Here is a 23511-nt window from a genome sequence, read left to right as displayed (position 1 = left end):
GATGAACAAGATCACCCATTACTTCAAGAGCTTGCTGCTGCTCGAGCTGCTCGGCGGCTTGTGGCTGACGTTGAAATACACGTTCAAGCCCAAGTACACCGTGCTGTATCCGATGGAGAAGTTCCCGCAGTCGCCGCGCTTTCGCGGCCTGCATGCGCTGCGCCGTTATCCCAACGGCGAAGAGCGTTGCATCGCCTGCAAGCTGTGCGAAGCGGTGTGCCCGGCGCTGGCGATCACCATCGACTCGGCCAAGCGCGAAGACGGCACCCGCCGCACCACGCGCTACGACATCGACCTGTTCAAGTGCATCTTCTGCGGCTTCTGTGAAGAAAGCTGCCCGGTGGACTCGATCGTCGAAACGCACATCCTCGAGTACCACTTCGAGAAGCGTGGCGAAAACATTGTCAACAAGCCGCAGCTGCTGGCGATCGGAGACCGGTTAGAGACCGAGATCGCCGAGCGTCGCGCTGCCGATGCCGCCTTCCGTTGAGGTCATGATGGACTGGGTCACTCTTGCTTTCTACGCCTTCTCCGCCGTCGCGGTCGTGTCCGCCGGTGCGGTGATCAGCGTGCGCAACCCGGTATACGCCGTGTTGTGCCTGATCCTCACGTTCTTCTCGATGGCATGCATCTGGCTGCTGGTCGGGGCTGAATTCCTCGGCGTGACGCTGGTGCTGGTCTATGTCGGCGCGGTGATGGTGCTGTTCCTCTTTGTGGTGATGATGCTGGACATCGATACCAGCCGCTTGCGCGAGGGGTGGGTCAAGTACATGCCGCTCGGCGTCATCGTGGCGGTGGCCATGCTCGCGCAGATGGTCACGTTGATCGGTGTCAAGGCGCGCAGCGCCACGCCGTTCCCGGCAGACAACGCAGCTGCGCAAGCGGCTGACAGTTCAAACCTGACCTGGTTGGCCAAGAGCCTGTACACCGAATTTCTGCTGCCTTTCGAATTTGCCGCGGTGATCCTGACGGTGGCGGTGGTGGCTGCAGTGATGCTGACCCTGCGCAAGCGCACTGGCATCAAGTTGCAGAATGCCGGCGAGCAGTCCCGGGTCAAGGCGGGCGACCGTCTGCGCATGGTCAAAATGGCGGTTGAAAAGCCGGTACAGGTTGCGCCGCAAATCGACGCGGCCGACGGACAGGAGGCGAAGTCTTGATTACCTTGGGCCACCTGCTTGGACTGGGCGCGGTGCTGTTCTGCATCTCGCTGGCCGGCATCTTCCTCAACCGCAAGAACGTCATCGTGCTGCTGATGTCGATCGAGTTGATGTTGCTGTCGGTCAACGTCAACTTCATCGCTTTCTCGCGCGAGCTTGGCGATACCGCCGGTCAGTTGTTCGTGTTCTTCATTCTGACGGTTGCCGCTGCGGAGGCTGCAATCGGCCTTGCGATCCTGGTGACTCTGTTCCGCACGCGCCGCACGATCAATGTGGCCGAAGTCGATACGTTGAAGGGCTGACCTGTAGATGGAAATCACTCTCTCCAAGAGTCTGTTGATCGCAGTGGTGCTTGCACCGCTGGTCGGCAGCATCATCGCCGGCCTGTTCGGGCGCCAGGTCGGGCGCAAGGGCGCGCAGTACGTCACCATCCTCGGTGTTGCGGTCAGCTGCGTGCTGTCGTGCCTGACGCTGTATCAGCTGGTGGAGCAGGGCGCCAGCCCGTTCAACCAGAACCTCTACACATTCTTTGATGTCGGCAACTACTCGGCACATGTCGGCTTCATGGTCGACCGCCTGACTGCGATGATGATGGTGGTGGTGACCTTCGTGTCGCTGTTGGTGCACATCTACACCATCGGCTACATGGAAGAGGACCCGGGTTACCAGCGCTTCTTCAGCTACATCTCGTTGTTCACCTTCTCCATGCTTACGCTGGTGATGAGCAACAACTTCCTGCAGCTGTTCTTCGGCTGGGAAGCGGTGGGCCTGGTGTCGTACCTGCTGATCGGTTTCTGGTTCAAGCGCCCGACTGCCGTGTTCGCCAACATGAAGGCGTTCCTGGTCAACCGCGTCGGCGACTTTGGCTTCATCCTCGGTATCGCCGGCGTCCTGTTGTGGTTCGGCTCGTTGGATTACTCCACCGTGTTCGCCAACGCGACCACCATGGCCGGCGCCAAGGTGCAGCTGTTCGCGGGTCACGAATGGAGCGTGATGACGCTGATCTGCATCTGCCTGTTTATCGGTGCGATGGGCAAGTCGGCCCAGGTGCCGTTGCACGTGTGGCTGCCGGACTCGATGGAAGGCCCGACACCGATCTCGGCGCTGATCCACGCCGCAACGATGGTGACCGCCGGCATCTTCATGGTGGCGCGTATGTCGCCGCTGTTCGAGCTGTCGGAAACAGCGCTGAACTTCATCCTGTTCATCGGTGCGACCACAGCCTTCTTCACCGGCCTGATCGGTATCGTGCAGAACGACATCAAGCGCGTGGTGGCGTACTCCACGCTGTCGCAGCTGGGTTACATGACCGTGGCATTGGGCGTGTCGGCCTATTCGGCAGCCGTGTTCCACCTGATGACCCATGCCTTCTTCAAGGCGCTGCTGTTCCTGGCGGCCGGCTCGGTAATCATCGGCATGCACCACGAGCAGGACATGCGCAAGATGGGTGGCCTGCGCAAGTACATGAAGGTGACCTACTGGACCAGCGTGATCGGTACATTGGCCTTGGTTGGTACGCCGTTCTTCTCCGGCTTCTACTCGAAGGACACCATTATCGAGGCCGCTGCGCATCATGCGCATGAGTCGCATGGCTGGATCGCAACCTATGGCTACTGGGCTGTGCTTGGCGGCGTATTGGTGACCAGTTTCTACAGCTTCCGTCTGCTGTTCCTGACCTTCCACGGCAAGGAGCGGTTCCGCGACGCCCATGCGCACGACGCGCATTCGCATCACGACAGCGCGCATACCGATGCCGAAGCGCAGGTTCACTCGCACGATGCGCATGGCCACGACACGCATGGCCACGACGATCATGGACATGGTCACCATGGTGCCCACGAGCCGCATGAGTCCAAGTGGGTGGTAACACTGCCGTTGGTCTTGTTAGCAATCCCCTCGATCGCGATCGGCTTCTTCACGATCGGTCCGATGTTGTTCGGAACCGACTGGCAGGGCCACCATGCAGCACACGCTATGCAGGGCCAGGCAGTTTCGTTCTTCACTGGCATCGTCGATTTCTACGATCCGGCACGCGATACCGTTGGTGCATTGGCCGAAGAGTTCCACGGCCCGGTTGCTTTCGCACTGCACGGCATGATGGCCGCTCCGTTCTTCCTGACGATTGCCGGCCTGCTGCTGGCTTCCCTGTTCTACCTGTGGAAGCCGGAACTGGCCACAAAGTCGCGCAAGACATTCGCGCCGATCGTGTGGTTGCTGGAAAACAAGTACGGCTTCGACAAGCTCTGGATCAATGGCTTCGCCGGTGGTGGCGTTGTTCTTGGCAAGGCGTCACGTGCAGTCGATACCCATGTGGTCGACGGCGCTGTTGTCAACGGTTCTGCCCGACTGATCGACCTGGCTGCAAATCTGCTGCGTCGCACGCAATCCGGTTTCCTCTATCACTACGCCTTCGCAATGATCATCGGTTTGATCGCCTTGTTGGCGGTACTGATGCATTTCTGGCGTTGAACTGTACGGAATAAGAAAACGTGTCGAACTGGCCTTTACTGTCTATCTTGATCTGGCTGCCGATTATCGGCGGCGCCCTGATCCTTGCGTTGCGCAACGCCGAGACTGCCCGCTGGGCGTCCCTGGCGGTAGCGGTGGCGACCTTTGCGCTGAGTCTGCCGCTGCTGGGCTACGACACTGCCAATGACGCCATGCAGTTCATCGAACTGCATGCCTGGATCCCGGCCTACAACATCGGCTACAACCTGGGCGTGGATGGCATCGCGGTCGCGTTGATCGTGCTGACCACGCTGGTGACGGTGCTGGCCCTGATCGGAGCCTGGCGCTCGATCGACAAGCGCGTCAATCAGTACGTCGCTGCCTTCCTGATTCTGGAAGGCGTCACGGTCGGCATCTTCGCCGCCACCGACGCGATGTTGTTCTACGTATTCTTCGAAGCCATGCTGATCCCGATGTTCCTGATCATCGGCGTCTGGGGCGGCCCGCGGCGCATCTACGCGGCGATGAAGTTCTTCCTCTATACCTTCCTCGGCTCGGTGCTGATGTTGGTGGGCCTGGTGTATCTGTATCTGAAGGGCGGCAGCTTCCAGCTCGCCGACCTGTATGCGCTGCAGCTGACCGCCAAGGAACAGACCTGGATCTTCTTCGCATTCCTGATCGCCTTTGCGGTCAAGGTGCCGATGTTCCCGGTGCACACCTGGTTGCCGGACGCGCACGTCGAGGCGCCGACCGCCGGTTCGGTGATCCTGGCGGCGATTGCGTTGAAGATCGGCGGCTACGGCTTCCTGCGCTTCAACCTGCCGATCGTGCCCGACGCGAGCCATGAGTTCGCCTGGCTGGTCATCACGCTGTCGCTGATTGCGGTGATCTATGTCGGCTTGGTGGCCTTGGTGCAGGACGACATGAAGAAGCTGGTGGCGTATTCGTCCATCGCGCACATGGGTTTCGTCACGCTCGGTACCTTTATCGCCTTCACCCTGGTACGCGAGTACGGCAGCACTGACGCTGCGCGTCTGGGCCTGCAGGGCGCGATGGTGCAGATGATCTCGCACGGTTTCGTGTCCGGCGCGATGTTCTCGTGCATCGGCGTGCTCTACGACCGCATGCATACCCGTCGCATCGCCGATTACGGCGGCGTGGTCAACGTGATGCCCTGGTTCGCCACCTTCTCCATGTTGTTCTTCATGGCCAATGCCGGCCTGCCGGGAACCAGTGGTTTCGTCGGCGAGTTCATGGTCATCCTGGCCAGCTTCCAGAAACATCCGTTGGTTGCCTTTGGCGCCGCCACCACGCTGGTGATCACCGCTGCGTACACGCTGTGGCTGTACAAGCGCGTGTTCTTCGGCGAAGTGGCCAACGCACACGTGGCCGAGCTGAAAGACATCAATGGCCGCGAAGCATTCGTGCTGGGGGTGTTCGCCGCTGGCGTGCTGGCCCTTGGCCTGTACCCGAAGCCGCTGACCGATCTGATGGAACCGTCGATCGCCAAGCTGGCGACCCAGATTGCCGCGACCAAGCTCTGACCGCTTGCCGTACGTTTTGATTTCCAGGATTTAATGATGACCACGCCAACGCTCGCGCCGTTGACCACCGCTGACCTAGCTCCGCTCGTACCGGAGCTGGTGCTGATCGGCGGCGCCTTCGCACTGCTGATGCTCGACCTGTTCGTGAGCCAGCGGAACAAGGTCTGGACCCACCTGTTCTCCGTTGCCGTGCTTGCCGTGGTGCTCGTGTTGCTTGCAACCGGCACGGGCGGGCAGGGCGATATCTTCAATGGCATGTTCGTGCGCGACACGGCAGCCGATGTCATGAAGACCGTGATCGTGCTGGTCAGCGGGTTGAGCCTGGTGTATGGCTGGACCTACCTGCGCGAGCGTAATCTCTACCAGGGCGAAATCCCGGTGCTTGTGTTGTTCGCCACTGCCGGCATGATGCTGCTGGCGTCGGCCGGTAGCCTGTTGATGGTCTATCTGGGCCTGGAGCTGCTGGCGCTGTGCTCCTACGCACTGGTCGCCTCCAACCGCGACAATGGCCTGGCCACCGAAGCGGCGATGAAGTATTTCGTGCTCGGGTCGCTGGCGTCGGGTCTGCTGCTATACGGCATGTCGCTGGTCTACGGCGCCACCGGTACGCTCAGCCTGGCCGGCATCCACGATGCGATCGAAGGCTCGAACGAACGCACGTTGCTGCTGACCGGCACCATCTTCATGATCGCTGGCGTCGCCTTCAAGCTGGGTGCTGCACCTTTCCACATGTGGCTGCCCGACGTGTATCAGGGTGCGCCTGCGCCGATCGCGTTGTTCATCAGCTCGGCGCCCAAGCTTGCGGCGTTCGGTATGGCTTATCGCCTGCTGGAAGTTGGTATGGGTCCGTTGTCGCCGCAGTGGCATCTGCTGATCGGCGGCTTGTCGGCGGTTTCGCTGGTGGTCGGTAACCTGATGGCGATTGCGCAGAGCAACCTCAAGCGCATGCTCGCATACTCGACGGTCTCGCATATCGGCTTCCTGCTGATGGGCGTGGCGGGCGGCGGGGAAGAGGGCTATGCGGCTGCGATGTTCTACGCGGTCAGCTACACCATCATGTCCACCGCTTCGTTCGGCGCCATCATCGCGCTGTCGCGCAACGGGTTCGAAGCGGAAAACATCGACGACTTCAAGGGACTCAACGCGCGCAATCCGTGGATGGCTGGTCTGGTGCTGTGCATCATGGCATCGCTTGCAGGTATCCCGCCGTTCCTCGGTTTCTGGACCAAGCTGGCGGTGCTGGGCGCGGCAGTGAAGGGCGACATGCTGTGGCTGGCGTTGGTCGGTGTGATCTGCGCAGTGATCGGTGCGTACTACTACCTGCGCGTCATCAAGGTCATGTACTTCGACGAGCCGGTAGGCGAGCCGTTGCCGGCCAATAACGATCGCGTGCTCGGCACCGTGCTCGGCGTCAATGCGCTGGCCCTGCTTGCACTTGGTCTGGCCTGGAGTCCGATCATGGTGTGGTGCCAGCGCGCATTCGCCGGCCTCGCCTAAGACCGCTGCGCCAGCGTTAGGTTTTGCGGCGTCGCATCCTGCATGTGGCGTCGCACTGAAATAAAACCGCGCTTACTGTTTCGTTTTTGTTGCATTGCGGGTATTATTCGCCGCGACGTTGAACAGCCGCCACGCTGTCCAACAGATGAAAAACTAGGGCTTGCAATTGCCGCTCAAGTTCTTCATAATTCCGCTTCTGCTGCGGGGTGGAGCAGTCTGGCAGCTCGTCGGGCTCATAACCCGAAGGTCGCAGGTTCAAATCCTGCCCCCGCTACCAAGTTTCGAATTGTTGCTTTATCGCAGTAATTCAGCTTCTTGGATCGTAAGGACGCATGTTCCCGTCTTTACGCCGACCCTGAGAGGTCGGGTTTTTTTCACGCAAGGGGCCCATCGGGCCCCTTGTTTTTTCCGGAACCGGAAAGTTTGCTGCCGGTTGCCGGGGTTCTACTGGCAATCATCTGATCAGGGCAGTCTGTGAGCGAAAAAGCGACCGAAATCGCGAATCTGCTGAGTCCAACGGTTGAGTCCCTGGGCTTGGAACTGCTGGGCGTGGAATATCTTCCCGCTCCAGGCGGCGCCACATTGCGCCTATATATCGACGTGCCGCTGGCCGAACAGCCCGAGCGTGTCATCAATGTCGACGACTGCGAGCGCGTGAGCCGCGAAGTCTCCGCCCAGCTCGACGTCGAAGACCCGATCAGCGGTAACTACACGTTGGAAGTGTCATCGCCGGGTGTGGATCGTCCGCTGTTCACGCTGGAACAGTTCGCGCGCCACACCGGTGAGTCGGCAAAGATCGTCTTGAAGCTGGCGCAGGATGGTCGGCGCCGCTTCCAGGGCGAGATCCTGCGCATCGATGCCGAGGCAGAGGCGGTGGTGTTCGCCGTCGATGGCAAGGACGTGCAGATCGGCTACGACAATATCGACAAAGCGCGCATCGTGCCGGATTGGGTTGCGCTGGGTCTGGCACCGCAGAAACCGAACAAGCCCGGCCCGAAAAAACCCGGGCACGAAAAGAAGAAACCATCCAACGAGTCGGCGGCTGGCAAGCCGCGCGCGGAGTGACGAAATGAGCAAGGAACTTTTGCTGGTAGTGGATGCGGTCGCCAACGAAAAGGGCGTGCCGCGCGAAGTGATCTTCGAAGCGATCGAGGCCGCGCTGGCTTCCGCGGCGAAGAAGCGCTATCCCGACCAGGACGTGCTGGCCCGCGTCACCATCGATCACAAGGACGGTACTTACGAAACCTACCGTCGCTGGGAAGTGGTTGCCGATGACGTGGTGATGGAATCCCCTGACCGCCAGGTGCGTCTGATGGATGCCATCGACGAAGCCGACGGCGTGGAAGTGGGCGATTACATCGAAGAACAGATCGAGAATCCCGACTTCGGCCGTATCGCCGCGCAGGCTGCCAAGCAGGTGATCGTGCAGCGTGTGCGCGAGGCCGAGCGTCAGCAGGTGGTGGATGCGTGGAAGGATCGTGTGGGTGAGTTGATTACCGGCGTGGTCAAGCGCGCGGAGCGCGGCAATATTTTTGTCGATCTTGGCGGCAACGCCGAAGCCTTCATTCCGAAGGACAAGGGCATTCCGCGCGACGTGCTGCGTCCCGGCGACCGCGTGCGCGGTTACCTGGCCGAGGTGCGCTCCGAGCCACGCGGCCCGCAGCTGTTCATCAGCCGTGCCGCACCTGAATTCATGATCGAACTGTTCAAGCTCGAAGTGCCGGAAGTCGGTCAGGGCCTGGTCGAGATCAAGGCTTGCGCACGCGATCCGGGCGACCGCGCCAAGATCGCCGTGATCGCGCACGACGCCCGCACCGACCCCATCGGCGCGTGCATCGGCATGCGCGGTTCGCGCGTGCAGGCGGTGTCCAACGAACTCAATGGCGAGCGCGTGGACATCGTGTTGTGGAACGAAAACCCGGCCAACTTCGTCATCAACGCAATGGCGCCTGCTGAAGTGCAGTCGATCATCGTCGACGAAGACAAGCACTCGATGGACCTGGCCGTGGCAGAAGACCGCCTGGCGCAGGCGATCGGCAAGGGGGGGCAGAACGTGCGTTTGGCCAGCCGCCTGACCGGTTGGCAGCTCAACGTGATGACCGCCGACCAGGTGGCCGCCAAGTCCGAGGCCGAGCAGGCCGCGGCACGCCAGCTGTTCATGGACCGCCTGGAAGTGGACGAGGAAATCTCCGCGATCCTGGTCTCCGAAGGTTTCAATACGGTCGAAGAAATCGCCTACGTGCCGGTCGGCGAGTTGCTGGCGGTAGAGGGCTTCGACGAAGACATCGTTGAAGAACTGCGCGCCCGTGCCCGCGATGCGTTGCTCAACGCCGCGCTGGCCGAGGAAGAAGGCCTGGAAGGAACTCAGCCCACCGAGGACCTGCTGGCGCTGGAGGGGATGGACGAGGAGACGGCTTTTGCGCTGGCCGAGCACGGCGTGCGTACCAGCGAGGACTTGTCCGACCTGGCCGCGGACGAGATCGTCGACTTCGGCATCGAGGGCATGACCCAGGAGCGCGCTGCGGCGCTGATCCTGGCGGCCCGCGCCGAGGAGATCGCCCGTTTGGAGCGCGGCGAATGAGCCGGCAATGAACCGCGCCCTGACCCCATCAGGGCTTAGAATCAGCGTATCCCTTGCTCTGGGCGAGGGGGCGCCAACCAGATCATAGGATCCGAATGTCGCAGCAAACCACCATCCGCAAGCTTGCCGAACTGGTCAATACGCCGGTCGATAAACTGCTGGTTCAACTGGCCGAGGCCGGAATGAAGTTCAGCGGTCCCGACCAGGTCGTGACCAGCACCGAGAAGATGAAACTGCTTGGCTTCCTGCGTCGCACGCATGGCAAGGCAGAAACGTCTGCCGAAGCGGCGAGCGAAGCAGCCAAGAAGATCACGCTCAACCGGCGCAAGCTGCAGGAAGTCACTGTCAACGCCGGCCGCACCAAGACCACGGTCAACGTGGAAGTGCGGCAGAAGCGCACTTACGTGAAGTCCGAGAACGAAGGCAGCGGCCGCGCCGCACCGATGACGCCGGACGAAGAACGCGCCGATATCCTGCGTAAGCTCGAGGAGTCGCGTCAGCGCAACCTTGAGGAGCAGCAGCGCCTGGCCGAAAGCGACCGCGTGCGCGACGAGGCAATTCAGCGCAAGCGCGAGGAAGAGCAGGCCGCCAAGGACCGTGCAGAAGCCGAGCGCAAGGCTGCCGAGGAAGCCGCTGCGGCTGCCAGTGCGCCGGCCCCGGTTGCTGATGCGCCGACGCCGTCGGCGCCTGCCGCGCGGGCACCGTCTTCGCCGTCGTCCGCACCGCGTGCGGCACGTCCGGCGGGCGCATCTCCGGCCTCGCGTCCGGCAGCGCCGGCACGTGCGGACGACCGCAGCAATGCCGCCAAGCACAAGACGCGCGGTTCGCACGTCATGGTGGCCGGTGTTGAAGATGACGATGCGACCAAGCGCTTTGCCGGGCAGTTGCATCTGTCCGCGGCCGATCGCGCGCGGCGTTCCAATGTGCGCGGCAAGCCGACCGGCCGCCCGGGTTCGTCGTCCTCGCGCCGTGGTAATGACAACGGCCGTGGCGGCAGCCAGGCCAACAGCGGCCCGCACGGGTTCGAGCGTCCCACCGCACCGGTGGTGCGTGAAGTGGCGATCGGCGAGACCATCACCGTGGCAGACCTGGCGCAGAAGCTCGCGCTCAAGGGCGGCGACGTGGTCAAGGCGTTGTTCAAGATGGGCGTCATGGCGACCATCACCCAGAGCATCGATCACGACACCGCCGCACTGGTGACCGAAGAGCTTGGTCATAAAGCCGTGCGTGCCGACAATGCCGACTTCGAGGACGCGCTGCTGGCGCATGCCGAAGATGCGCAGGGCGAGGCCACGTCGCGTCCGCCGGTGGTCACCATCATGGGTCACGTCGATCACGGCAAGACCTCGCTGCTGGACTACATCCGCCGTACCAAGATCGCCTCCGGCGAAGCCGGCGGCATTACCCAGCACATCGGTGCGTACCACGTCGAAACCGGTCGTGGCGTCATCAGCTTCCTGGATACGCCCGGCCATGCCGCGTTTACCTCGATGCGTGCCCGTGGCGCCAAGATCACCGACATCGTGGTGCTGGTCGTTGCCGCCGACGATGGCGTGATGCCGCAGACCAAGGAAGCGGTTGCGCATGCCAAGGCGGCAGGCGTGCCGCTGATCGTGGCGGTCAACAAGATCGACAAGACCGGCGCGGATCCGCTGCGGGTCAAGAACGAGCTGCTGGCCGAAAACGTGGTGGCCGAAGAGTTCGGTGGCGATACCCAGTTCATCGAAGTGTCGGCCAAGGTCGGTACCGGCGTGGATACGCTGCTGGACGCGATTTCGCTGCAGGCCGAAGTGCTGGAGCTCAAGGCCGTGGCCGAGGGCCGCGCCAGCGGTACCGTCATCGAATCCTCGCTGGACAAGGGCCGCGGCCCGGTGGCGACGGTACTGGTGCAGCAGGGTGCGCTGAAGCGTGGCGACTATCTGGTGTGCGGCATCCAGTACGGCCGCGTGCGTGCGTTGTTCGACGAAACCGGCCATCAGCCGGCCTCGGCGGGCCCGTCGATTCCGGTGCAGGTGCTGGGTTTGTCCGGCGTGCCGGAAGCCGGCGACGACTTCGTGGTCGTCGACGACGAGCGCCTGGCCAAGGACGTGGCGCAGCAGCGCGAAACCAAGCGCCGCGAATCGCGTCTGGTGGCCTCGGCGACCAACCGCATGGAAGACATCCTGGCCCAGATGGGCAAGGGCGAAGGTCAGCAGGTACTGAACCTGGTGATCAAGGCCGACGTGCAGGGTTCGGTGGAAGCACTCAAGCAGTCGCTGGTGGCGTTGTCCAACGAGGACATCCGCATCAACGTGATCCACTCCGGCGTGGGCGGCATCACCGAATCCGACGCGAATTCGGCCGCTGCTTCCAAGGCGACGATCATCGGCTTCAACGTGCGTGCGGATGCCTCGGCGCGCAAGATCGTCGAGTCCAACGGCATTGATCTGCGTTACTTCTCGATCATCTATGACGTGATCGATCAGGTGAAGCAGGTAGCCTCCGGTCTGCTCGGCGTGGAAATCCGCGAAGAGATCATCGGTATCGCACAGGTCCGCGATGTGTTCCGTAGCTCGAAGTTCGGCGCGGTTGCAGGCTGCATGGTCATCGAAGGCGTGGTCAAGCGCAGCAAGCCGATCCGCGTGCTCCGCGACAGCGTTGTGGTGTTCGAAGGCGAGCTGGAATCGCTGCGTCGCTTCAAGGAGAACGTCGACGAAGTGCGCAACGGTACCGAATGCGGTATCGGCGTGAAGGCTTACAACGACGTCAAGGCCGGCGACCAGATCGAGTGCTTCGAGCGTATCGAAGTAGCCCGTACGCTGTAACGGCTGCCGGGGCCTACCGGCCCCGGACTCCGTTCGGCGGAGTTGGTCCAATGCAGGTTCTGCAAGGCGAGGGCGGCATGGCCGCCCGCGTTTGTTTTTGGCTTCGGTGCCAACTGGCCCTCCGAATCAACCAGGTCCACGACCATGCCAACCAAATCATTCCATCGCACCGACCGCGTGTCCGCGCAGGTGCGTCGCGACCTCGGCACGATCGTGCACGCGGCCGTGCGCGACCATGGCCTGCCGTCGGTCAGCGTGTCCGACGTCGAAATCAGTCGCGACCTGGCGCATGCCAAGGTCTTTGTCACCGCGCTGCAGCAGGAGCGTTCGGCAGAAGCGGTCAAGGGGCTTAAGGAAATCGCCGGCCAGCTGCGTACCCAGTTGGCGCGCGCGATGAAGCTGCGCCACGTGCCCGAGCTGCACTTCCATTACGACGATTCGGTCGATCGCGGCGAACGCATCGACAATCTGCTGCGTGACCTGGACGACGTTGGCCCCGAGGCCACGTCCAGCGATGAAGATGCCGAACAGCGCTGAGCGCTGTCACGGCCTGCCGCATCTGCCGCGGCCCTGATTCCCGCAGGCGCGCACTGCGCCTGATTCGAGCACCGATCTTTTGAAACCCCGCATCGTCTATCGCCCGTTGCACGGCATCCTGCTGCTGGACAAGCCGGCCGGGCTGAGCTCCAACAATGCACTGCAGGCCGCACGCCGGTTATTGCGCGCAGACAAGGGTGGCCATACCGGCAGCCTGGATCCGCTGGCTACCGGCCTGTTGCCGCTCTGTTTTGGCGAAGCCACCAAGATCGCCGGACTGCTGCTTGGTTCAGCCAAGGCATACCACGCCGAGATCGTGTTGGGCGTCACCACCGACACCGACGATGCCGACGGCGAGCCGCTGCGCGAGCGTGCGGTGCCGGATCTGAGCGAGGCCGATCTACAGGCGGCGCTGGCGCCTTTCATCGGCCGTATCCAGCAACAAGCGCCCATTTATTCCGCGCTCAAGCAGGGCGGCGAGCCGCTGTATGCCAAGGCGCGACGCGGCGAACGTATCGAAGCGCCGGTGCGCGAGGTGCATGTGCAGGCGATCGATGTGCTGGGCTACAGCGCCCCAGGTCTGCGGCTGCGCGTGACCTGCGGCTCGGGCACGTATATCCGCAGCCTGGCACGTGACCTGGGCGAGGTGCTGGGATGTGGAGCGCACATCGCCTCGTTGCGTCGGCTGTGGGTGGAGCCGTTTCGCGCTCCACAGATGATCACGCTCGAGGCATTGTCGGCGGCGCTGGAGGCGGGCGCCGAAGCACGGACGCTATTGCTGCCGATCGAGGCCGGCCTGGCCGATTTTGCGCGAATCGTGCTCGATCAGGCCCATGCGGCGCGTTTCCGCATGGGCCAGCGCCTGCGTGATGCCGCATTTCCACCGGGGCAAGTCGCTGTATTCGGACCTGACGGAACCCCCTCGGGGCTAGGCCTGGTCGACGCCGACGGGCGCTTGTCGCCGCAGCGATTGTTCAATGGACTGAACGAAATTACGGCCTGTTAAGATTTTGTCAACTTGTTCCCTGGGCCGGGCGACGTTACAATTTCGCGGCCCCGATCGGGGCACCTCAGCGCCAAGCGCGCTCATCCTAAGCAAACGGCGAGTCCGACGGTGCGTCACGCACGTTCCTGTCGACCACGCATCTATCGAGAAAACATCATGTCCGTCGACACCCAGAAAGTTATTGAAGACAACAAGCGCAGCGCCCAGGACACCGGTTCGCCGGAAGTGCAGGTCGCTCTGCTGACCGCCCGCATCGAGCTGCTGACCGGTCACTTCAAGACCCACAAGAAGGATCACCACAGCCGTCGTGGTCTGCTGCAGATGGTCAATCGTCGCCGCAGCCTGCTCGACTACCTGAAAAAGAAGGACAACGAGCGTTACAAGTCCTTGATCGAGAAGCTCGGCCTGCGCCGCTAATCGAGTCCTACCGCCGCGGCGCAGCGATGCGCCGCGGTTTTGTTTTGGTCAATCGCACTACGTCTTAAGCAATACGCACTCTTGGGCCGGAGCCTCCCGGCCGCCCGTTCTCGGCATGGGTCGACGACGGTCCAACGCAGACAGCAATACCTAAGGGAAAAAACCTCCGTGGCAAAAATCACCAAAACCTTCCAGTACGGCAAGCACACCGTCACTCTTGAGACGGGCGAAATCGCTCGCCAGGCAGGCGGCGCCGTGATCGTCAAGTTCGACGACACCGTACTGCTGGTCACCGCCGTCGCCGCCAAGAGCGCGCGCGAAGGGCAGGACTTCTTTCCTCTGACGGTCGATTATCAGGAGAAGTTCTACGCTGGCGGCCGCATCCCGGGCGGCTTCTTCAAGCGCGAAGGACGCGCGACCGAGAAGGAAACGTTGATCTCGCGCCTGATCGATCGTCCGATCCGTCCGCTGTTCCCGGAGGACTACAAGAACGAAGTGCAGATCATCGCCACCGTGATGTCGATGAACCCGGACATCGACGGCGACATCGCCGCGCTGATCGGCGCCTCGGCTGCACTGTCGCTGGCCGGCACCCCCTTCAAGGGCCCGATCGGCGCTGCCAAGGTCGGCTACAAGAACGGTGAATACATCCTCAACCCGACCGTGACCGAGCTGAAGGATTCGCAGCTGGAGCTGGTCGTGGCCGGTACCGCCAACGCGGTGCTGATGGTCGAGTCCGAAGCCGAGCTGCTGTCCGAAGAAGTGATGCTGGGCGCAGTGACGTTCGGTCATCGCGAGATGCAGAAGGTCATCAACGTCATCAACGAGCTGACCGTCGAAGCCGGCACCAAGCCGTCCGACTGGGTGGCTCCGGCAAAGAACGAGGGCATGATCGCCGCACTGAAGGAAGCTGTGGGCGATCAGCTCGCGTCGGCATTCCAGGTGCGCGACAAACTGCAGCGCCGCGATGCGATTTCGGCGATCAAGAAGGACGTGCTGGGCGCACTGGCGCCGCGCGCCACCATCGAAGGCTGGGCTGCCGGCGATCTGGCCAAGGAATTCGGCGAGCTGGAATACCAGACCATGCGTGGTTCGGTGTTGAGCAGCAAGGTGCGTATCGACGGCCGTGCACTGGACACCGTGCGTCCGATCAGCGCCAAGGCCGGCGTGTTGCCGCGTACCCATGGCTCGGCGCTGTTTACCCGCGGCGAGACGCAGGCGATCGTGATCACCACCCTGGGCACCGCGCGCGACGGTCAGGTCATCGACGCAGTGTCGGGCGAGTACAAGGAAAACTTCCTGTTCCATTACAACTTCCCTCCGTACTCGGTGGGCGAGTGCGGTCGTTTCGGTGCGCCGAAGCGTCGTGAAATCGGCCACGGCCGCCTGGCCAAGCGTGGCGTGCTGGCTGTGATGCCGACCCTGGAAGAATTCCCGTACACCATTCGCGTGGTCTCGGAAATCACCGAGTCCAACGGTTCGTCCTCGATGGCATCGGTCTGCGGCAGCTCGCTGGCGCTGATGGATGCCGGCGTGCCGATCAAGGCGCCGGTCGCGGGTATCGCAATGGGTCTGGTCAAGGAAGGCAACGACTTCGTCGTGCTCTCCGACATCCTGGGTGACGAAGATCACCTCGGGGACATGGACTTCAAGGTGGCCGGTACTGCCGAAGGCGTGTCCGCGCTGCAGATGGACATCAAGATCGAAGGCATCACCGAAGAGATCATGAAGCAGGCCTTGCAGCAGGCCAAGGCTGGCCGCCTGCACATCCTGGGCGAGATGGCGCATGCGCTGACCACCCCGCGTCAGGAATTGAGCGACTACGCGCCGCGCCTGCTGACCATCAAGATCCACCCGGACAAGATCCGCGAAGTGATCGGCAAGGGTGGCTCGACCATCCAGGCCATCACCAAGGAAACCGGTACGCAGATCGACATCCAGGACGATGGCACGATCATCATCGCCTCGGTCAATGCCATTGCCGCGCAGGCTGCGAAGTCGCGCATCGAGCAGATCACCTCGGACGTGGAGCCGGGCCGCATCTACGAAGGCAAAGTCGCCAAGATCATGGACTTCGGTGCGTTCGTCACCATCCTGCCGGGCAAGGACGGCCTGGTGCACGTGTCGCAGATTTCCAGCGAGCGCGTGGAGAAGGTCGGCGACAAGTTGAAGGAAGGCGATCTGGTCCGCGTCAAGGTGCTGGAAGTGGACAAGCAGGGCCGCATCCGTCTGTCGATCAAGGCAGTGGAAGAAGGCGAAGGCGTGCAGGCGTCGGCCGAGTAATCGCGGCGTGCTGATGCAGCATGCGTGATGCATGACGAAAGAGCGGGCTTCGGCCCGCTTTTTTGTTGTGCACTTGACCCCTTCTCGCTCTGGGAGAAGGTGCCCAAAAGGGGGCGGATGAGGTACGTGCAAGGCCTGGTGATATTCGGAACGTAAGTGGCTTGCCCGTACCCTCACCCCAACCCCTCTCCTGCAGGAGAGGGGCTTGGATTCCTTTTCATCCCGAGAGAAGGGCGCACAGCGCTGGACGGGGGCGTGCAACGCTGAATGGGGTGAAGGCGAGCAGGAGCTTCGCACCGTACCCTCACTTCAAGCCCTCTCCCGCGGGAGAGGGGCTTTGAATCCTTCTCCCATCGGGAGAAGGTACCCCGCAGGGGCCGACGAGGGTACGCCCGGCGTTACTGGTTCGATCTATCCTTGCTGCTGCGTCGGCGCTTGCTGCGTTTGCGGACGCGGCGGCACGACGCGTGGGAAGCCCGGCGGCATCGTTTGTTCTGTGGGTGCGGTGTCGGGTGTCGGCAGCGGCGCAGTGGGTAGCGGCGCAACCATCGCCGCATCAGGACGCAGCTTCAACAGCGCAGCCCAGTCGCGTCGATTGAAGTCGCACAGGTCTTCGTGCGCCGGCGTGCATTCGCTGGCGATGCCCAGGCTGTCTTCGTTCTGGTCCTGGCTGCTGTCCGATTGCGGTGTTGGCAACACCACGCGGCCGGCGCGATCCAGCGGCATCTTGCGCATCATCACCGTGTTGAATACGTTGCCGCCGATCAGATAGAGCGTGCGATCGCCGCCGACGTTGGCGGCCACCACCACATCGCAATGCGACTGCCATGGCATCGGCGCGCTGCCGCCCAGCGCGGCCTTCAGGCCGGCATAGCCCAACGCGGTGCTGCGGCCGCGCAGCAGGCACAGCAGATCGCCGGGCGCCGGCTTCTCGACCGCTGGATCGGTGAACCGGTACGGTCCGGTAGTGCCGTCGTTGTAGGCGCTGCGGATGTAATCCAGATGGCGCGCGGAGCGATGAAAACCGCTCAGCCCCGACTGCGTCATCACCCAGGAGATGAAAGCGGCCGACCATGGGTTGTCGATCAGAAATGCGCGGCAGTCGCTGGCGGTGTAGCGCGTACCATCCAGTGCCGCGCAGCTCGATGCGCCGGGGCGTCCGCCCATGGACGCAAGCGTGCCACTGTCGCGCCAGTAGCCTGCAACGCGTTGCCAGGCGACCACGCCGTGATCGGCGAGATAGCCCGATTCGGCTTCGGTGACGCCCAGGCTGGCCAGGCGTCCCTTGGCATCGATAAACGGGCGTTGCCACAACCGATGCTCATTGCAGGCGCTGCGCACGATGGCGATCGCGGCGGGACTCGTTCCGAACCGTGGCGGGATATCGCACACCTCCGCAGCCGCAGCGCTACTTCCGATACCTGCCAGCAAGAAGCAGATCCACGGCCAAGGTTTGACGGTCATTGCAGGTCCTGCACGGAAACAATCGCAGCAGGCTGCCAGAGCCGGCTGCGCGCACGCGTGAAATCAGCGCGCTGGCGGTGGGCCGAGTTTGAGCGACAGATCCACTGCCTGCACATGCTTGGTGAGTCCGCCAATCGAGATGCAGTCCACCCCGTCTTCGGCAATTGCGCGAATGCCGGCCAGATCCACGCTGCCTGAGACTTCCAGCGGAATGCGTCGTTCCAGCGGTAGCGCAGCAACGAGACGCACCGCTTCTCGGCGCATGGCCTGGTCGAAGTCGTCGATCAGGATGCGCGTGCAGCCAACCTGCAGTGCTTCGTGCAGTTGCTCCAGCGTTTCCACTTCCACCACCAGCGGCAGCTGCGGTTGCTGCGCACGTGCGGCACGCACGGCCGCGCTCAGCGAACCGGCGGCGCGGATGTGGTTCTCCTTGAGCATCACCGTGTCGAACAGGCCGATGCGGTGATTGTCGCCACCGCCGCAGCGCACGGCGTATTTCTGCGCGGCGCGCAGGCCCGGCAGCGTCTTGCGCGTGTCCAGGATGCGCGCGCGCGTCCCGGCCACCGCAGCCACATACGCCGCGGTGGTGGTCGCCGTGGCAGACAGTGTCTGCATGAAATTGAGCGAGGTGCGTTCGGCACTGACCAGGCTACGGCTGCGCCCCTGCAACAGCGCGAGCACCGTGCCGGCGCCGACGTGCTGGCCTTCGTGCACGTGCCAGTCGATGCGTACCTGCGGGTCGAGCGCGCGGTGGGTGGCATCGAACCAGGGGCGGCCGGCGATGACCGCGTCCTGCTTGCACAGCAGGTAGGCGCTGTCGGCTTGGTCGGGTAGCAGTGCGGCGGTGACGTCGCCGCTGCCGATGTCTTCGGCCAAAGCACGCGCTACGTCGGCGTCGATCGATTCGGCGGGCGGCGCGGCCGGCACGTTGGTGTGCTGAGACAGGCTCACTTCTCGGGGAAGTCGGCGATTTGTGCGGTGGCGATGGCTTCTTCGGCCAGCAGCACCGGAATGCCGTCGTCGACGCGGAAGATCTGCTTGCGGTCGCGGGTGATCAGCGCTTCACGCAGCGGCTGGGTTTGTGCGGCGCCGTCGGCGCGCTGCAGGGTTCCGCCTGCGATGGCGGCGTTGAGTGCTTCCAGGCCCTTGCCGTCGAGCAGCGAAAGCGGCTGGCGGGTGTCGGGCGAGCACAGCAGGTCGAGCAATTTGCGATCCATCGAAGTCTTGTCTTGCGTGGAGATTGGCTAGAATACGTCTTTACCGCAGGGCAGGGCCATGACCTCCAACCACTCCGCGCCGCTGGTCGGCATCGTGATGGGTTCCCGTTCGGATTGGGAGACCATGCAACATGCAGCTCAGAAGCTCGACGCGCTGGGCGTGCCGTACGAAGTCAAGGTGGTCTCGGCGCACCGCACCCCGGACGTCTTGTTCACCTACGCCGAGCAGGCGGGCGCACGCGGACTGCGCGCGATCATTGCCGGCGCCGGCGGCGCGGCGCACCTGCCGGGCATGCTGGCCGCCAAGACCGCAGTGCCGGTGCTCGGCGTGCCGGTGCAGTCCAAGGCGCTGAACGGCATGGATTCGCTGCTGTCGATCGTGCAGATGCCTGCAGGCATTCCGGTGGCCACCTTCGCCATCGGCAATGCGGGCGCGGCCAATGCGGCGTTGTTTGCGGCGGCCATGCTGGCGCCCGAGCAGGCGCAGGTCGGTCAGGCGCTGGCGCAGTTCCGCGCCAAGCAGACCGACGATGTCATGGCCAGCGACGACCCGCGCCAATGAGCACGGTTGGCATTCTCGGTGGCGGCCAGCTGGCGCGCATGCTGGTACTGGCCGGTGCGCCGCTCGGCATACGCTTTGCGGTCTTCGATCCGGCAGTCGATGCCTGCGCAGGCCAGGTGGCACCGCTGCAGGTTGGCGCGTTCGATGACGTGGCGACCCTTGCCGCATTCGCCGGGCAGGTGGACGTGATCACCTTCGATTTCGAAAACGTGCCGGCCGCCAGCGCGCAGCAACTTGCCGCGCAGGTGCCGGTGTTTCCGAGTCCGGCGGCGCTTGCGGTTGCGCAGGACCGGCTCAGCGAAAAAACCTTGTTCCGCGAACTCGGCATTCCGGTGCCCGAGTTTGCCGCGATCGACGACCGCGTCGGCCTGGACGCAGCGCTCGCGCGGATCGGTACGCCCTGCGTGCTGAAGACGCGCCGCTTCGGCTACGACGGCAAGGGCCAGTTCCGGATCAAGACGCTCGCCGATGCCGATGCAGCGTGGGACGCGCTTGGCGCCCAGGCGGCGCACGTCGGGTTGATCGTGGAAGCGTTCGTGCCGTTCCAGCGCGAGGTCAGCGTGGTTGCAGTACGCGGCCGCGATGGCGAATTCCGCGCTTGGCCGTTGACCGAAAACTGGCATGTGGACGGTGTGCTGTCGGCCAGCCTGGCACCGGCGAGCGTGGAGGCGGCCCTTCAAGCCTCGGCCGAATCGCACGCGCGTGCCGTGGCGGAAAAGCTCGACTATGTCGGTGTATTTGCGCTGGAACTGTTCGTGCGCGACGGTGAGTTGCTGGCCAACGAAATGGCGCCGCGCGTGCATAACTCGGGGCACTGGACCATCGAAGGTGCCGAGACCTCGCAATTCGAAAATCATGTGCGGGCCGTCCTTGGCTTGCCACTGGGCAGTACTGCGATGCGCGGCCACGCCTGCATGCTCAACTGGCTGGGCGCGATGCCAGAGGCCAGGGCGTTTCTGGCGGTGCCCGGTGGGCATTGGCACGACTACGGCAAGCAAGCGCGCGATGGACGCAAGGTGGGGCACGCAACGCTGCGCGCGGAGACAGCGCAGGCGCTGGCACTGGCGGTGAGCGATGCCGGCGCGGCGTTGCAGCGCGATGCGCAAGCTCGGCCGGTGGTTGCGCGTTTGAACGAAGGGTGAGGCGCGCAGCGTTTCGGTTGCGATCACGCGCGACGACACCTCCGTTTGCGCGGGCGCGTCGGTGTCGGACGCGGACCCGTTCTGCGATGTGTCAGCAGATGAGCCGGTCCGCATCTGCGGCTGGAAACTGAGCGGCCAGGTCAGCCCAGCCGGCTTGCGACGAAATCCCAGTTGACCAGCTTCCAGAAAGCCTCCAGATAGCGCGCACGATCCTGCTGGTAGTCCAGGTAATACGCGTGCTCCCAGATATCGCAGGCGAGCAACGGAATGTCTGGCCCGGTGAGCGGGGTGGAGGCATTGGGTGTGGCGACTACTGCCAGCGCGCCGTCCGGGCGCTGCACCAGCCACACCCAGCCCGAGCCGAACGTGCTCAGGGCCACGCGATTGAACTCCTGCTTGAAATGCACGAAGTCGCCGAACGATTTGGCGATGCCGTCGCCCAGCCGCCCAAGCGGCTCCCCGCCAGCGCGCGGACGCAGGCACTGCCAATAGAAATTGTGGTTCCACACCTGCGCGGCCAGATGAAACAACGTGCCCTGCGCCTGCGCGATGATGTCTTCCAGCGTCAGCTCGGCAAACTCGCTGCCTTCCAGGCGTGCGTTGAGCTGTTCGACCTCGCTGCGGTGACAGACGCCGTGATGCGCCTCCAGCGTCGCAGACGAAAGATGCGGTTCCAGGGCGGCGCGGGAATAGGGCAGTGCAACGTGTTCGATCGGCATGATGGCAGTGGCAGCGAAGGGAGTGCGGCGACAGGTCGCGCTGAAGGCTTACAATGCGCGCCTTTGCGGAAGTCTATCCGACCCGGCGGTCGGGCCTGCCGCTCCCAGTCAGGAGAGTCCAATGCCGGTGATGGAACGGATCCAGGCCGAAGTCGAACAACACCCGATCGTGCTGTTCATGAAAGGCACCCCGCAATTTCCGATGTGCGAGTTTTCCAGTCGCGCCGTGCAGGCCCTGGTGGCCGCCGGTGCCGACCAACTGCGTACGGTCAACGTGTTGGAAGAGCCTGAAGTGCGCGCCAATCTGCCGCGCTACTCCAACTGGCCCACGTTTCCGCAGCTGTTCATCCATGGCGAGCTGATCGGCGGCTGCGACATCACGCTGGAACTGTTCGAAGCCGGCGAGCTCAAGCGCATCGTCAGCGAGGCGTACCAGCCGTGAGTTCGGTGCAGGCCCAGCCGCAGTCGGCTGCCTTGTCGGGGCGCGTCGTGCTGATCACCGGCGCCGCCGGCGGCCTGGGCGCCGCCGCGGCGCAGGCATGCGCGGCTGCAGGCGCCACGGTAGTGCTGCTTGGTCGCAAGGTGCGCCCGCTGGAGCGCGTCTACGACGCGGTTGCAGCGCTGGGTGCCGAGCCGCTGTTGTATCCGCTGGATCTGGCCGGCGCCACCCCGGACGACTACGCCGCGCTTGCGCAACGGGTGCAGACCGAGCTTGGTGGCCTGCATGGTCTGCTGCAGTGCGCTGCCGACTTTTCCGGCCTGACGCCAACCGAACTCGTCTCACCCGCAGATTTCGCACGCACCCTGCATGTCAACCTGACCGCGCGCGCCTGGCTGACCCAGGCATGCCTGCCGCTGTTGCGGCAGCAGGACGATGCGGCAGCTGTCTTCGTTGTGGACGACCCCGCGCGCGTGGGTCAGGCCTATTGGGGGGCGTATGGCGCCGCCCAGCATGCGCAACGCGGCTTGATCGCCACCTTGCATCATGAAACCGCCGCCGGCCCGGTACGCGTCGGCGGCATGCAGCCCGGCCCGATGCGCACCGCATTGCGCGCACGCGCTTTCACCCATCACGAAGACAACGACGCGGTCGATGCCGCACGTTACGCACCTGCATGCGTCAGCATGCTGTCAGCCGCAGGGGCGACGCATCGCGGTGCGATCTGGAGTCCGCAGGTATGACCATTCTTTCTGCGGCGCTGCTGCTGTTTCTGATTCTCGACCCGCTGGGCAACATTCCAGTGTTCCTCAGCGTGCTCAAGCCGCTGCCGCCCAAGCGCCAGCGTTTCGTGCTTGCGCGTGAACTGCTGATCGCGCTGTGCGTGTTGATGGCGTTCCTGTGGGGCGGCAAGTACGCGCTGGAGCTGATGCACCTGCGCCAGGAATCGGTGGCCATTGCCGGCGGCATCGTGCTGTTTGTAATCGGCATCCGCATGATCTTCCCGCGGCCCGAAGGCCTGATGGGCGAAATTCCAGACGGCGAACCCTTCATCGTGCCGCTGGCCATCCCGCTGGTGGCCGGCCCGTCCGGCATGGCCGCGGTGATGCTCATGGGCAGCAACGAGCCGACGCGGCTGTGGGACTGGAGCCTTGCGCTGATGATCGCCTGGATCGGCGCCTCGTCGATCCTGGCCGCCGCGCCGCTGCTGTACAAACTGCTCGGCCACCGCGCCCTGACGGCCATCGAGCGCCTGATGGGCATGCTGCTGGTCGCCATCTCGGTACAGATGTTCCTGGACGGACTGGGCACGTACTTCAAGCTGCCGGTGTCGATCTAGCGCAGCTCCGGGCGGTTTGCCAGTCGCGCCGCGTGTGGGCGTCGACATGCGTCGATGGCCCGGGGTTTCAATCCGCACTGGCCGTGGGTTACGTGCGCACGGTCCATGGTGCCGGCAACCAGCGCGCCGTCGCGTCCGGACATCTAGCGGTGCGACGCAATGGGCTCTGGACGATGAAGGTGGCGCAGCCCTTGGCTGCTGGCGACTGTCTTGAGGTTGATCCTCCACTGACCCAAGAGTGCAGGTGGAATGTCATATTCGGTGGGGCGCATCGACAGATGGCAACCCCATGTGCAGCACGCACGCCATGGCCGAATGCAAGCGTTTGGGCGATTTGCCCCAATTTGGTCACTTC

General features: G+C 63.5%; 22 protein-coding genes and 1 tRNA gene. 19 read left to right on the top strand and 4 right to left on the bottom strand.

Annotated elements, in window-relative coordinates; translation table 11 throughout:
- Position 1 precedes the first annotated feature (1 nt).
- The 14 genes from nuoI to pnp all read left to right on the top strand — a co-directional run bounded on the left by nuoI (position 2) and on the right by pnp (position 16274).
- Positions 2 to 490, top strand: a complete 489-nt coding sequence (gene nuoI, locus HLH45_RS17805; protein ID WP_003485557.1) for an NADH-quinone oxidoreductase subunit NuoI — start codon at positions 2 to 4, stop codon at positions 488 to 490.
- A gap of 4 nt (positions 491 to 494) precedes the next feature.
- The gene (locus tag HLH45_RS17800; protein WP_008570973.1) at positions 495 to 1157 is read left to right on the top strand and encodes an NADH-quinone oxidoreductase subunit J; all 663 of its coding nucleotides are present in this window, start codon (positions 495 to 497) and stop codon (positions 1155 to 1157) included.
- A complete protein-coding gene (gene nuoK / locus HLH45_RS17795; protein ID WP_005914274.1) occupies positions 1154 to 1459 on the top strand; it encodes an NADH-quinone oxidoreductase subunit NuoK in 306 nt (101 codons plus the stop codon). Before HLH45_RS17800 ends, nuoK begins: the two co-directional genes overlap by 4 nt.
- A 7-nt stretch (positions 1460 to 1466) precedes the next feature.
- Positions 1467 to 3626, top strand: a complete 2160-nt coding sequence (gene nuoL / locus HLH45_RS17790) for an NADH-quinone oxidoreductase subunit L (RefSeq protein WP_008570974.1) — start codon at positions 1467 to 1469, stop codon at positions 3624 to 3626.
- A gap of 20 nt (positions 3627 to 3646) precedes the next feature.
- Positions 3647 to 5149: an NADH-quinone oxidoreductase subunit M gene (locus tag HLH45_RS17785; RefSeq protein ID WP_014090522.1), complete on the top strand. Its 1503-nt coding sequence runs from the start codon at positions 3647 to 3649 to the stop codon at positions 5147 to 5149.
- Positions 5150 to 5185: 36 nt separating this feature from the next.
- The gene (nuoN, locus tag HLH45_RS17780) at positions 5186 to 6646 is read left to right on the top strand and encodes an NADH-quinone oxidoreductase subunit NuoN (RefSeq protein WP_003485567.1); all 1461 of its coding nucleotides are present in this window, start codon (positions 5186 to 5188) and stop codon (positions 6644 to 6646) included.
- A gap of 200 nt (positions 6647 to 6846) precedes the next feature.
- Positions 6847 to 6923: transfer RNA gene (locus HLH45_RS17775), tRNA-Met, on the top strand.
- Positions 6924 to 7120: 197 nt separating this feature from the next.
- Positions 7121 to 7711, top strand: a complete 591-nt coding sequence (rimP, locus tag HLH45_RS17770; protein ID WP_008570977.1) for a ribosome maturation factor RimP — start codon at positions 7121 to 7123, stop codon at positions 7709 to 7711.
- Between the two features lie 4 nt (positions 7712 to 7715).
- Entirely contained in the window at positions 7716 to 9227 is a 1512-nt protein-coding gene (gene nusA / locus HLH45_RS17765; RefSeq protein WP_005914268.1) for a transcription termination factor NusA, read from the top strand.
- A 95-nt stretch (positions 9228 to 9322) separates the two neighbouring features.
- Positions 9323 to 12031 (top strand): translation initiation factor IF-2, encoded by a 2709-nt coding sequence (infB, locus tag HLH45_RS17760; protein ID WP_008570978.1) that lies wholly within the window; start codon positions 9323 to 9325, stop codon positions 12029 to 12031.
- Between the two features lie 144 nt (positions 12032 to 12175).
- The gene (rbfA, locus tag HLH45_RS17755; RefSeq protein ID WP_005914265.1) at positions 12176 to 12568 is read left to right on the top strand and encodes a 30S ribosome-binding factor RbfA; all 393 of its coding nucleotides are present in this window, start codon (positions 12176 to 12178) and stop codon (positions 12566 to 12568) included.
- Between the two features lie 79 nt (positions 12569 to 12647).
- Positions 12648 to 13574, top strand: coding sequence for a tRNA pseudouridine(55) synthase TruB (truB, locus tag HLH45_RS17750; protein WP_074053084.1), 927 nt, complete (start codon positions 12648 to 12650; stop codon positions 13572 to 13574).
- A gap of 156 nt (positions 13575 to 13730) precedes the next feature.
- Positions 13731 to 13991, top strand: a complete 261-nt coding sequence (gene rpsO, locus HLH45_RS17745; protein WP_003485583.1) for a 30S ribosomal protein S15 — start codon at positions 13731 to 13733, stop codon at positions 13989 to 13991.
- Positions 13992 to 14159: 168 nt separating this feature from the next.
- Entirely contained in the window at positions 14160 to 16274 is a 2115-nt protein-coding gene (pnp, locus tag HLH45_RS17740; protein WP_008570980.1) for a polyribonucleotide nucleotidyltransferase, read from the top strand.
- Positions 16275 to 16685: 411 nt separating this feature from the next.
- On the opposite strand, the gene HLH45_RS17735 is transcribed toward pnp, so the two are convergent.
- The 3 genes from HLH45_RS17735 to HLH45_RS17725 form a co-directional block, all read right to left on the bottom strand.
- Positions 16686 to 17738 carry a DUF2272 domain-containing protein gene (locus HLH45_RS17735; protein ID WP_008570981.1) on the bottom strand — a complete coding sequence of 351 codons (1053 nt, stop codon included), beginning with the start codon at positions 17736 to 17738 and terminating at the stop codon, positions 16686 to 16688.
- A 63-nt stretch (positions 17739 to 17801) separates the two neighbouring features.
- Positions 17802 to 18689, bottom strand: coding sequence for a carboxylating nicotinate-nucleotide diphosphorylase (gene nadC, locus HLH45_RS17730; RefSeq protein WP_008570982.1), 888 nt, complete (start codon positions 18687 to 18689; stop codon positions 17802 to 17804).
- Entirely contained in the window at positions 18686 to 18955 is a 270-nt protein-coding gene (locus HLH45_RS17725) for a Trm112 family protein (protein WP_008570984.1), read from the bottom strand. Before HLH45_RS17725 ends, nadC begins: the two co-directional genes overlap by 4 nt.
- A 58-nt stretch (positions 18956 to 19013) precedes the next feature.
- On the opposite strand from HLH45_RS17725, the gene purE reads away from it, so the two are divergent.
- Together purE and HLH45_RS17715 are read left to right on the top strand one after the other, a co-directional pair.
- A complete protein-coding gene (gene purE / locus HLH45_RS17720) occupies positions 19014 to 19517 on the top strand; it encodes a 5-(carboxyamino)imidazole ribonucleotide mutase (protein ID WP_008570985.1) in 504 nt (167 codons plus the stop codon).
- Positions 19514 to 20659 (top strand): 5-(carboxyamino)imidazole ribonucleotide synthase, encoded by a 1146-nt coding sequence (locus HLH45_RS17715; RefSeq protein WP_008570986.1) that lies wholly within the window; start codon positions 19514 to 19516, stop codon positions 20657 to 20659. Before purE ends, HLH45_RS17715 begins: the two co-directional genes overlap by 4 nt.
- 140 nt (positions 20660 to 20799) lie before the next feature.
- On the opposite strand, the gene HLH45_RS17710 is transcribed toward HLH45_RS17715, so the two are convergent.
- Positions 20800 to 21378 (bottom strand): superoxide dismutase, encoded by a 579-nt coding sequence (locus HLH45_RS17710; RefSeq protein WP_008570987.1) that lies wholly within the window; start codon positions 21376 to 21378, stop codon positions 20800 to 20802.
- Positions 21379 to 21499: 121 nt separating this feature from the next.
- On the opposite strand from HLH45_RS17710, the gene grxD reads away from it, so the two are divergent.
- Genes grxD through HLH45_RS17695 form a run of 3 tightly spaced genes read left to right on the top strand, consistent with a single transcriptional unit; the run spans position 21500 to position 23156 of the window.
- Positions 21500 to 21820, top strand: coding sequence for a Grx4 family monothiol glutaredoxin (gene grxD / locus HLH45_RS17705; protein ID WP_003485599.1), 321 nt, complete (start codon positions 21500 to 21502; stop codon positions 21818 to 21820).
- Entirely contained in the window at positions 21817 to 22560 is a 744-nt protein-coding gene (locus tag HLH45_RS17700; protein WP_008570988.1) for an SDR family NAD(P)-dependent oxidoreductase, read from the top strand. The genes grxD and HLH45_RS17700 overlap by 4 nt, the downstream gene beginning before the upstream one ends.
- Positions 22557 to 23156, top strand: coding sequence for a YhgN family NAAT transporter (locus HLH45_RS17695; RefSeq protein WP_003485603.1), 600 nt, complete (start codon positions 22557 to 22559; stop codon positions 23154 to 23156). Before HLH45_RS17700 ends, HLH45_RS17695 begins: the two co-directional genes overlap by 4 nt.
- Positions 23157 to 23511: the final 355 nt, after the last annotated feature.

Source organism: Xanthomonas euvesicatoria, from assembly GCF_013112235.1.
Lineage (GTDB): Bacteria > Pseudomonadota > Gammaproteobacteria > Xanthomonadales > Xanthomonadaceae > Xanthomonas > Xanthomonas euvesicatoria.
This window is presented reverse-complemented; position numbering and strand designations above follow the sequence as displayed.